This is a genomic window from Bradyrhizobium agreste, assembly GCF_016031625.1.
Taxonomy (GTDB): domain Bacteria; phylum Pseudomonadota; class Alphaproteobacteria; order Rhizobiales; family Xanthobacteraceae; genus Bradyrhizobium; species Bradyrhizobium agreste.
The window spans coordinates 1-628 of record NZ_JACCHP010000072.1 but is presented as its reverse complement, the minus strand read 5'-3'; the positions used below and the strand labels follow the sequence as shown (position 1 = coordinate 628).

Annotated in this window: 1 pseudogene; it reads left to right on the top strand. The window is 61.9% G+C overall.

Annotated elements, in window-relative coordinates:
- Window positions 1-57 precede the first annotated feature (57 nt).
- Window positions 58-628: pseudogene (locus tag HZZ13_RS36370) on the top strand (transposase); the annotation flags it as partial.

The window sequence follows — 628 nt, the reverse complement described above, 5'->3', positions numbered from 1 at the left end:
GCCCCACGGGCTTAATCGAGTTTGAAGTTTGTTCTGGCCCACGACAAGGACCAGAGCATGAAGCGCAGCCGCTTTTCGGAAGAGCAGATCATCGGGATTTTGAAGGAGCACGAGGCCGGCGTTTCGGTTGCCGACCTGTGCCGCAAGCACGGCGTCAGCGACGCCAGCATCGACAAATGGAAGGCGAAGTTCGGCGGTATGGAGGTGTCGGAGGCTAAGCGGCTAAAGGCACTGGAGGATGAGAACACGCGGCTGAAGCGGCTGCTGGCGAATGCCATGCTCGACAATGTCGCGCTGAAGGACTTGCTGGGAAAGAAATGGTGATGCCCGCGGGGGAGCGGAAAGCTGTCGCCCATCTCATGGATGCCCACGGGATGAGCGAACGGCGGGCGTGTAAAGCCATCGGCAGCTGCCGCATGACTGTGAGATACAAGACGATCCGGACGGACGATGGCGGCCTTCGCCAGCGCATGAAGGCGATCGCGCACGAGCGCCGCCCCTTCGGCTATCGGCGCGTGCATGTCCTGCTCAAGCGGGAGGGCTATACGGTCAACCACAAGAAGCTGTTCCGGCTGTACCGGGAAGAGAAGCTTGCAGTGCGCCGCCGTGGCGGCCGCAAGCGCGCCAT